The sequence below is a fragment of the Curtobacterium sp. GC_Cur_3 genome (assembly GCF_026544205.1).
Lineage (GTDB): Bacteria > Actinomycetota > Actinomycetes > Actinomycetales > Microbacteriaceae > Curtobacterium.
Genome location: NZ_JALNUI010000032.1, coordinates 30,911 through 40,096, shown reverse-complemented (window position 1 = coordinate 40,096; position 9,186 = coordinate 30,911). Strand labels below are relative to the sequence as shown.

The following is a 9,186-nucleotide window of genomic DNA, read 5'->3' as shown; positions in this document are numbered from 1 at the left end:
TCGTGGGCTCGGGAGTCACCGTAGGGGTGCAGACCGCCCGTCATCCAGGAGCACGCCGGGGATCGACTGTGGAACCAGGGCCAGGCACACAGGATCACCCTCGGACTGGGGACCCCGACGCGCCCGGGCTTGGCATTCGGCCAGCTGTCCCATAAGATCGATCTTTGGTGTGCCATGCCCTCTCGGGTGTGGCGCCCGACCCGCAGACCGGCTCGGGGATCACACCGGTAATCCAACCAAGCGACAGTGAGGCTATGGCCAAGAAAGACGGCGTCATCGAGATCGAAGGCTCGGTGCTCGAAGCTCTGCCCAACGCGATGTTCCGCGTTGAGCTGACGAACGGGCACAAGGTCCTCGCGCACATCTCCGGGAAGATGCGCCAGCACTACATCCGCATCCTCCCCGAGGACCGCGTGATCGTGGAGCTGAGCCCGTACGACCTGACCCGCGGCCGGATCGTCTACCGCTACAAGTGATCCGCGAGCTGGAAAGGAACGACTCGGCGAACCCGCCGAGCACGAAGCCAGCGAGCACGAGGAATCAGCAATGAAGGTCAACCCCAGCGTCAAGCCCATGTGCGAGCACTGCCGTGTCATCCGCCGCAAGGGCCGCGTCATGGTGATCTGCAAGAGCAACCCGCGTCACAAGCAGCGCCAGGGCTAGCCCCGGTGCTCTGACGCGGATCGCCCTCGGGCGGCCTGCGCAGGAACCACAACTGAACATCGAACGCAGTACCAAGAACCGCGCGAGCGGGGACACCTCGGGTCGGAGGCCCGAGCACCGGTACTGCTCCACACCTCCACCGACAACAGGAGCAGCCAGCACATGGCACGTCTAGCAGGCGTCGACATCCCGCGCGAGAAGCGCGTGGAGATCGCACTCACGTACATCTACGGCGTCGGCCGCACTCGCGCGGTCAAGACGCTCGCGGACACCGGTATCTCCGGTGACATCCGCGTCAAGGACCTCACCGACGACCAGCTGGTCGCCCTCCGTGACTACATCGAGGGCAACTACAAGGTCGAGGGTGACCTCCGCCGCGAAGTGGCAGCCGACATCCGCCGCAAGGTCGAGATCGGCAGCTACGAGGGCATCCGGCACCGCCGTGGTCTCCCCGTGCGCGGTCAGCGCACGAAGACCAACGCGCGTACCCGCAAGGGCCCGAAGCGCACCGTGGCAGGCAAGAAGAAGGCCCGATAGGAGATCACCATGGCTACTCCCAAGACCGCCGCGCGCAAGCCGCGCCGCAAAGAGAAGAAGAACGTCGCCGTGGGCCAGGCCCACATCAAGAGCACGTTCAACAACACGATCGTCAGCATCACCGACCCGTCGGGTGCCGTCCTGAGCTGGGCGTCCTCCGGGGCCGTCGGCTTCAAGGGCTCGCGCAAGTCGACGCCGTTCGCGGCGCAGCTCGCCGCCGAGTCCGCTGCGCGTCAGGCGCAGGAGCACGGCGTCAAGAAGGTCGACGTCTTCGTGAAGGGCCCGGGTTCGGGTCGTGAGACCGCGATCCGCTCCCTCCAGGCCGCAGGCCTCGAGGTCGGTTCGATCAACGACGTCACGCCGCAGGCGCACAACGGGTGCCGTCCGCCCAAGCGCCGCCGCGTCTGACGCGAGGAGCAACCGGCCGTCCCCTGCTCGTTCCCTAGCGGGTCCGAGCAGGGACGGCCATTCCTGGTCGTTCGATCGCGCACATCGGTGCGCGTGATCACAACTCAACAGACCCGTCGGGGCCCGGCTGGCCCCGTCGTACCGCCAAGTGTCATATAGCGGACACTTCGCCGAAAGGAATCCCACAGTGCTCATTGCACAGCGCCCCACCCTCACCGAGGAGCCGATCTCCGAGCACCGCTCGCGATTCGTCATCGAGCCGCTCGAGCCCGGCTTCGGCTACACCCTCGGGAACTCGCTGCGCCGCACGCTCCTCTCCTCGATCCCCGGTGCTGCCGTCACGAGCATCCGCATCGACGGCGTCCTCCATGAGTTCAGCACCGTCGCCGGTGTCAAGGAAGACGTCACGGAGATCATCCTCAACATCAAGAGCCTGGTCGTCTCCAGCGAGCACGACGAGCCCATCACGGCGTACCTGCGCAAGCAGGGTGCCGGTCAGGTCACCGCAGCGGACATCTCCGCTCCGGCCGGCGTCGAGATCCACAACCCGGACCTCGTCATCGCGACCCTGAACGACACCGCGCGCTTCGAGCTCGAGCTCACGATCGAGCGTGGCCGTGGCTACGTCTCGGCGACGCAGAACCGCTCGGAGTTCAGCGAGGCCGGTCAGATCCCGATCGACTCGATCTACTCCCCGGTCCTCAAGGTCACCTACCGCGTCGAGGCGACGCGTGCCGGTGAGCGCACGGACTTCGACCGTCTGGTCGTCGACGTCGAGTCGAAGCCGGCCATCACGCCGCGCGACGCCATCGCGTCGGCCGGTCGGACGCTCGTCGAGCTGTTCGGTCTCGCCCGCGAGCTGAACACCGCGGCCGAGGGCATCGAGATCGGCCCCGCGCCGGTCGACGCCGTGCTCTCGAACGAACTGCAGACCCCGATCGAGGACCTCGACCTGTCGGTGCGCAGCTACAACTGCCTGAAGCGCGAGGGCATCAACACGGTGTCCGAGCTCGTCGCCCTCTCGGAGACGCAGCTCATGAACATCCGCAACTTCGGTCAGAAGTCGGTGGACGAGGTCAAGGACAAGCTCACCGAGCTCGGCCTGTCCCTCAAGGACACCGTCCCCGGATTCGACGGCGCCCACTTCTACAGCGGGTACGACGAAGAAGAGTCCAGCAACTGACCTCGCGCTGATGCGCACGCACGTCGTCATGGCGCGCACCCCTCTTTCACCACTGGAGAACTGACATGCCGAAGCCCACCAAGGGCCCCCGCCTCGGTGGCGGTCCCGCTCACGAGCGCCTGCTCCTGAGCAACCTCGCCAACGCCCTCTTCACGCACGGTCGGATCACGACCACCGAGACGAAGGCCAAGCGCCTCCGTCCGGTCGCCGAGCGTCTGATCACGTTCGCGAAGCGCGGCGACCTGCACGCTCGTCGTCGGGTCATCGCGGCCCTCCGCGACAAGACCGTCGTGCACACGCTGTTCACGGAGATCGCGCCGCAGGTGTCCGACCGCCAGGGCGGCTACACCCGCATCACGAAGCTCGGCTTCCGCAAGGGCGACAACGCGCCCCTCGCCTCGATCGAGCTCGTCCTCGAGCCGCTGTCGAGCAGCCCGGCTCCCGTGACCCGCAACACGGCCACGGCCGCCGCTGCCCCGGTCGCGGACACCACCGTGACGGACGACGCCGACGCTGACAGCGCCGAGGAGCTCCCGGTCGAGACGACCGAGACCACCGAGGAGTCGGCTCCGGTCGAGCCCGAGACCGAGGACGCAGCTGCTGCCGAGGTCGAGGCCGACGCCGCCACGAAGTCGGACGACGCTGCGGATGACGCCAAGTAGGTCCCCGCACCACCACGAGACGGCCCCCGCAGCGCATGCTGCGGGGGCCGTCTCGTGTTCCGAGCACACTGCACCAGACGGACAGGAGGCTCGTGGCGGCGCCGCCACGAGCCTCCTGTCCGTGATCAGCACCGGCACCGCGGAGGACCCATGGGATTCGAACACGTCACGGGGGTGGGGACCAGGATCTGGCGATGGAGCCGGACGTCCGGCACGCAGCCACGCCTGCTGCACGCCGGCAAGGCGGCGGGAGCGGCCGCGCTCGCGTGGGTCGTGGCGCGCCACGTCCCTGGTGTCGCGTCCGACTACCCCTACTACGCGCCGCTCGGTGCCGTCATCGCGATGCAGACCACGGTGTTCGCGGGCCTGCGGAGCGGCATCCAGACGCTCGTCGGGATCGCGCTCGGCATCGCGGTCGCAGGGTTCACGATGTGGGTCGGTGACCCTGGCGTGCTGGCGGTCGCGCTGGCGGTCGGCATCGGCGTGCTGGTGGGCGGGTTCCGGATCCTCGGGGAGGGCAGCTCGTGGGTGTCCACGGCAGCGCTGTTCGTGCTGCTCGTCGGGGGTGCGCACGCCGAGGGGTACTCGCTCGGCTACCTCGTGCAGATGGCCGTCGGCGTGGTCGTCGGCCTGCTGGTGAACTTCCTCGTGTTCCCGCCGCTGCACTTCTGGGACGCCGAGCACCGCATCGACGCCGTCAACGGGGTCCTCGCCGACCACCTCGACGGACTCGCGGCGGTGCTCCGCGAGGGCAAGCGCGACGTCGCCGCGTGGGACCGGCAGCAGGACCGGCTGGACCGGGCGATCGCGGACGTCCGGTCGCGGGTGTCGATCGCGCACGAGAGCCGGCGGATCAACCCCCGGGGTGCACTGCGGGGCTCACGGGCTCGGCTGCAGGAGGACGGGGCACGCTTCCGCGCGCTGGAGCGGGTGGCCTGGTACACGACCGACCTCACCGAGCTGGTGGCACGGTCCGGGCCGGTGTCGGAGGGCATCGGTCGCCCGGACCCGGCGTTCGCGGAACCCCTCGCTGCGGCGTTGGACCAGATCGCCGCCGTGATCCGTGGCACGAGCCCCGACCACGACGCCGACACGGCCATCGCCGCGGTGGAGAAGGCGCTCGACGCGTCGCGGGAGAACCCCTCGCACGTCGCCGTCACGTCCGCCGCGCTCGTGGCGCTGCGGGGCATCGTCGAGTCCGAACGCCGGGCCACGGTCGACACCGACACGAAGACCGGGCCGTTCGGCTCCGCCCGGACCACGTCGCGCTGACGGTGCGTCAGCCAGCCAGGGACGCCTCGGCCCAGCGGACGACACCGTCGGAGGGCTCGTCGGCCACCCGCTCGTAGAGCACGAAGTGGGTCCAGTCGCCGTCGTCCACGACGTCGACCGAGCACGCGAGGTCGGTGCAGCTGCGCCACGCGGCGGCACCCGCGGGGAGGCCGTCGAGCTCGACGCGGTCGGCGCGGTCGATCGTCCCCGCGTCGAGTCGACGCTCCACGACCCATCCGCCGCCGGGGACCACGGAGTACACCGCCCCGGTGATCGCGTACGGCTGCTCGCCGGCGCCCTGGGCCTCGAACACGCAGCTCGACCCGCCGAGCCGGTTCATCGCGTACTGCTGGAGGCCGGCCGAGGCGTCACCACCACGGGTGTCCGGGTCGGCGAGGTCCTTCGACGCGACCGCGTTCACGTTGGTGGCGTCGCACGTCGTGTACGAGCCGTCGGGGGCACCGTGTTCGGTGGTGGCCGAGCCGAGGGCGCTGCCCTCCACCGCTGCCGCCGTCGCGGCGAGCAAGGACTTGAACGCCGGCTCCGACACCTCAGGCGTCGCATCGACGGTGTCCTGCAACCGGACCGAGCGGATGTCGACCCAGGCGGTGCCGGCACGCACGGCGCCGCCGCAGTAGACGCGGGCCGAGTCGCTCGCGTCGCACCGCACGGTCGTCGCGGCGACCTCCGGGCTGGTGGCGCTCGTCTGGGCGTCCACGAAGTCCGCGGCGGCGTCGGGGAGCACGGTGAGCCGGACGCCCTGGTACGCGGGGTCGTCCTTCGTGGTCGGCAGGACCTCGTCGATGGCGGAGACGCTGTTCGCGCTCTCGCAGTCGGTGCCACCGGCCGTCGCCGCGAACGCCCACGCACCGGCGATGTCCGGGGTGTCCACCAGGGTGTCGACGGGCTTCGCGCCGGGCACGAGGGCCTGGACCAGGTCGGCGGGCAGGAGCGCGTCGCACGCCGGGATCCCGGCACGACTCGGGGCGGTGCCGAACGCGATCGGGGACGCGGACGGAGTCGTCGTGGTCGCTGCGGAGGAGGACTCGGAGGGCCCCGCGGAGACGGTCGGGTCGGCGCTCGTGGTGGGGGAGCAGCCGGCCAAGGCGAGGGCAGCGGTGGAGAGGAGCGCGACGCTCACGATCCCCCTCGTGAAGGTGTGCATCTGCTCAGGGTAGCGTCGGTGGACCCGCCCCGATCCGCGCGCTGATCACGATCCCGCATCGGCCGACCTAGACTCGCACCGTGGCAGCGCACCCCCGCATCGCCGTCCTCGGACCGGTCCTGGTCGAGGACCCGACGGGCGTCCCGGCGCCCGTGCCCGGAGCGCTCGCACGGGCCTTCGTGACCGCCCTGGTCCTCGCTCGTGGGCACGCCATGACGACCGACGCGCTCATCGACGAACTCTGGGGCGACGCCCCGCCGAGGGGCGCTCGGGCAGCGCTCCAGACCCTCGTCTCGCGGCTCCGGCGGAGCACCACCGACGGCCTGGTCGTGTCGACGGCGACCGGCTACGCGCTCGGGGTCCGTCCTGAGGACGTCGACCTGGCCTGCGCCGAACAGCTCGCCGCAGCGGGCACCCGGGCGGACGCCGTGCTCCGGACGGCACTCGCGACCTGGCGCGGCGAGCCGGGCGACGACGTCGAGGGGGACCTCGGGCAGGCCCTCGCCCACCGTGCGGACGTCGCCCGCCGCGCCCTCCGCCGAGCACTCGGCTCGGCCCTGCTCGACGCCGGGGACGCGGACGGCGCCGTGGCCGTCTGGCGCGAGCAGGCCGAGGTCGACCCGTTCGACGAGGTCGCCGTCGCCGGCTCGATGCGCGCACTCGACGCCGCGGGGCGCACCGCCGAGGCACTGGCAGCGTTCGCGGCCCACCGGGAACGCCTGGCCGACGGGCTCGGCGCCGATCCGTCCGCCGAGCTCGTGCGGCTGAACGCCGAGCTGCTCCGCCGCGCGCCGTCCGGTCCGGGTGCACTCCGCCGGGTCGGCCTGCGGGCATCGCCGAACACGCTGGTCGGACGGGAGGCCGACCTCGCCGCCGTCACGGAGCTGCTGTCCCACGGGCGGCTGGTGACGATCCTCGGTGCGGGTGGGCTCGGCAAGACCCGCCTGGCGCAGGCGGTCGCCGCCACGGTCGCCCGGGACCGCGGCGTGGTGGTGCTCGAACTCGCGCCGCTGACCGCCGGCGAGGACATCGTCCCCGCACTCGGCGCACTGCTCGGGATCGCGGAGGTCCGTGGTGCGCGGTCGCTGCGGGACGCGGTCGTCTCCGACCTGTGGGGTCGGGTCGTCCGGGCACTCGCCGAGGAACCGACCGTGCTCGTGCTGGACAACTGTGAGCACCTGGTCGAGGCCGCCGCCGCGTTCACCGCCGACCTGCTCGCCGTCCTGCCGTCACTGCGCGTGCTGACCACGTCGAGGGCGCCGCTCGCGATCGCCGGCGAGGTCGTCGCGGCGCTCGCACCGCTGCCCGTCGAGGCCGACGGGTCAGCGGTCCGGCTGTTCACCGAACGGGCACGGGCCGCACGCCCCGGTGCCGTGCTGCCCGTCGACACCGTCCGGAGCATCTGCACGCGGCTCGACGGGTCACCGCTCGCGATCGAGCTCGCGGCGGCGCGCATCCGGGGCATGAGCGCCGAGGAGATCGAACGGCGGCTCGATGACCGGTTCGCCCTGCTCCGCGGCGGCGACCGCAGCGCGCCCGAACGGCACCGGACGCTGCTCGCCGTGATCGAGTGGAGCTGGCGTCTGCTCGACGACGGGGCCCGCGACCTGCTCACCCGCCTCGCGCTCTTCCCGGACGGGCTGGCGGTCGACGCGGTCGAGGCCGTCGCCGACCCCGCCCGGCACGACGACGCCCTCGACGACCTGGCCGAGCTCGTCGAGCAGTCCCTCGTGCAGCTCGTCGAGCACGAGGGCGAGCCGGTGCGGTACCGCCTGCTCGAGACCGTGCGGGAGTTCGGGGCCGCCCGGCTGGCCGAGCGCGGCACCACCGACGCGGTCCGCGCCGCCATGCTCCGCTGGGCACGGGACTTCTCGGCGGCCAGGAACATGTTCACGGCGACGGGCGAGCGCCAGCGCCGGTGGTTCCGGGAGGTCGGGCACGAGGCCGACAACCTGGTCACGCTGCTCCGGTGGGGGCTCCGCGACGGCGACCACCGCACGGTCGCCCACGTCTTCGCGGCGCTCGGCGGGTACTGGACCCTCCGCGGTGCCCACGGCGAGGTGGTCACGATCGCCCCGGACCTGCTGCCGCTGCTCCGCCGGACCCCGCCACTGCCGGAGGACCGCGCCGCCGTCGTGCTCGGGCTGGTCCTGATCGGGTCGACGTCCGTCTTCACCGACCGTCGGACCGCTGCGTGGGCGATCTCCGCGCTCCGCCGGGTGGTCCGGCTCGGCCCCACGGGTGCAGCGACGCTCGACGCCCAGGCGACCCTGCTGCTCACCCTCGGGCGTCCTGCCGACGGCATGGCCCTGCTCGCGCGCTACCGGGACGGCGACGACGAGGGCGTCGCCTGTCTCGCGTTCCTGCTCAGCGCGCCGATCGCCGAGAACGACGGGGCGTTCGACGACGCGCTCCGGTACGCCCGCCGCGCCGGGGAGCTCGCCGAACGGGTCGACGACGCCTGGGCGCTGGGCTCCGGCGCCGTGACGCTGGCACAGCTCCTCGCGCAGAACGGGCAGCACGCTGAAGCGCTCGCCGCGGCGGCCGTCGCGCGGGAACGGCTCGAGGTGTTCGGCGCCGAGGACGACCTGTACGAGATCGGTTGGACGGTCGGGCTCTGCGCCGCGGCCACCGCCGACGTCGACCTCGCCAGGTCGATCGCCGCCGACCTCGGCAACCAGCCCGTGGCGAACCGCGGCGGCTTCGAGGACGACGCCGTCCAGGTCGGGGTGATCGTCATCGCGATCGACGCCGAGTGCAGCCGCGCGGACGGCGACCTCGACGGCGCCGTCGAGCGGTGGCGCCGCGCATGGGACTTCGTCGTGCCCCGGCGCAAGCGCACCCAGAACTGGTGGCTGATGGCGGGGGCCGCGCGGATCGTGGCGGAGGACGAGGCGGGCGCGAGCCGGTCCGGCGGGGCCGAGCCGGGCCTCCAGGCCGATCAGCAGGCGATCGCGCGCCACCTGCGGATCGGCGCCCTGGTGATGCTGCGCCTGCACCCGTGGTGGCTCGACCTGCCGGTCATCGGCACCGCGCTCATCGGGATCGCACTCGTCGCGCTGCGTCGGGGGATGCACGCCGAGGCTGCCAGGTGCTGGGGCCTGGCCAGGCGGTTCGGCTCGCGGCAGGACTTCGCGGTGCTCGCCCACCGACGGCTGCGTCCGTTGCTGGTCGACGTGGTCGGAGCGGACGTGGTGGTGGACGCCGAGACGGCCTCGGCCGGATGGGACCGGACCGAGGCCGTGACGGCGTTGCGGGCACTGCTCGAGGAGCTGCGCACCGTCGCGTGAACCCTG

At 72.0% G+C, this 9,186-nt stretch carries 9 protein-coding genes; 8 read left to right on the top strand and 1 reads right to left on the bottom strand.

Features of this window, described 5'->3' with window-relative positions; translation table 11 throughout:
• The first annotated feature begins 254 nt into the window (after positions 1–254).
• The 7 genes from infA (at position 255) to OXR63_RS15280 (ending at position 4,725) form a co-directional block, all read left to right on the top strand.
• On the top strand, positions 255–476 hold the full coding sequence (gene infA, locus OXR63_RS15310) for a translation initiation factor IF-1 (protein ID WP_017885509.1): 222 nt from the start codon (positions 255–257) through the stop codon (positions 474–476).
• A 70-nt stretch (positions 477–546) separates the two neighbouring features.
• Entirely contained in the window at positions 547–663 is a 117-nt protein-coding gene (gene rpmJ, locus OXR63_RS15305; protein ID WP_071276701.1) for a 50S ribosomal protein L36, read from the top strand.
• A 162-nt stretch (positions 664–825) separates the two neighbouring features.
• Entirely contained in the window at positions 826–1,200 is a 375-nt protein-coding gene (gene rpsM / locus OXR63_RS15300) for a 30S ribosomal protein S13 (RefSeq protein ID WP_071276699.1), read from the top strand.
• Positions 1,201–1,209: 9 nt separating this feature from the next.
• The gene (gene rpsK / locus OXR63_RS15295) at positions 1,210–1,608 is read left to right on the top strand and encodes a 30S ribosomal protein S11 (RefSeq protein WP_017885507.1); all 399 of its coding nucleotides are present in this window, start codon (positions 1,210–1,212) and stop codon (positions 1,606–1,608) included.
• A 187-nt stretch (positions 1,609–1,795) separates the two neighbouring features.
• Complete coding sequence (locus OXR63_RS15290; protein WP_071276697.1) at positions 1,796–2,791, top strand: DNA-directed RNA polymerase subunit alpha; 996 nt, start codon at positions 1,796–1,798, stop codon at positions 2,789–2,791.
• Between the two features lie 65 nt (positions 2,792–2,856).
• Positions 2,857–3,453 (top strand): 50S ribosomal protein L17, encoded by a 597-nt coding sequence (gene rplQ, locus OXR63_RS15285; RefSeq protein ID WP_267424621.1) that lies wholly within the window; start codon positions 2,857–2,859, stop codon positions 3,451–3,453.
• Positions 3,454–3,603: 150 nt separating this feature from the next.
• Positions 3,604–4,725, top strand: coding sequence for an FUSC family protein (locus OXR63_RS15280; RefSeq protein ID WP_267424620.1), 1,122 nt, complete (start codon positions 3,604–3,606; stop codon positions 4,723–4,725).
• Between the two features lie 7 nt (positions 4,726–4,732).
• Here the strand turns inward: OXR63_RS15280 and OXR63_RS15275 are convergent, their stop codons facing one another.
• Positions 4,733–5,890, bottom strand: a complete 1,158-nt coding sequence (locus OXR63_RS15275) for a hypothetical protein (RefSeq protein WP_267424619.1) — start codon at positions 5,888–5,890, stop codon at positions 4,733–4,735.
• An 80-nt stretch (positions 5,891–5,970) separates the two neighbouring features.
• Between OXR63_RS15275 and OXR63_RS15270 the strand changes: the two genes are divergently transcribed.
• Positions 5,971–9,180 carry a BTAD domain-containing putative transcriptional regulator gene (locus OXR63_RS15270; RefSeq protein WP_267424618.1) on the top strand — a complete coding sequence of 1,070 codons (3,210 nt, stop codon included), beginning with the start codon at positions 5,971–5,973 and terminating at the stop codon, positions 9,178–9,180.
• Positions 9,181–9,186: the final 6 nt, after the last annotated feature.